Annotated in this window: 1 pseudogene; it reads left to right on the top strand. The window is 68.0% G+C overall.

Annotated features, from left to right (window positions below):
• Window positions 1–49: 49 nt before the first annotated feature.
• Window positions 50–643, top strand: a pseudogene (locus FLM69_RS11275) (IS5 family transposase); the annotation flags it as partial.

Here is a 643-nt window from a genome sequence, read left to right as displayed (position 1 = left end):
TAGGGCGTGTCTGAGAATAGATGCACGAGTCAGCTGAGACCCTGGGGACATGTCCCGGTTCCAGATGCTCTCCGACGCCCAATGGGAGTTGATCGCCCCGATGCTCCCGACCCGGACCGGCCGCGCCGGCAGGCCGTTCGCCGACGCCCGCACCATGGTGGAGGCGATCATCTACCGATACAGGTGCGGGATTGCATGGAGGGATCTGCCCGAGGTCTACGGGCCCTGGCAGACCGTGTGGACCTGGCATCGGCGCTTGGCCGAAAAAGGCACCTGGGATGCGGTGCTGGCGAGGCTGACCGCCGCCGCTGACGCCGAAGGCCTGATCGATTGGTCGGTCTCGGTGGACTCCACGATCGCCCGCGCCCACCAGCACGCGACGAACATCACCCGCCACACAGGGGGATGGATCGAACTACAAGAATCCGCGTGAGGAGCCGGCCGATCACGGCATCGGGCGCTCCCGTGGCGGGCTGAGCACGAAGATCCATCAGCTCGTCGATGGGACCGGGCTGCCGCTGGTCAGCCTGATCACCCCCGGCCAGGCAGGGGACTCCCCGATGCTGCTTCCTCTTCTGGAGCAGCTGCGCGTGACCCGGCCAGTAGGGCGGCCCCGGACCCGCCCCGAGGCCGTGCTGGGCGA

The organism is Micrococcus sp. R8502A1, assembly GCF_006704135.1.
Taxonomy (GTDB): domain Bacteria; phylum Actinomycetota; class Actinomycetes; order Actinomycetales; family Micrococcaceae; genus Micrococcus; species Micrococcus luteus.
This window is presented reverse-complemented; position numbering and strand designations above follow the sequence as displayed.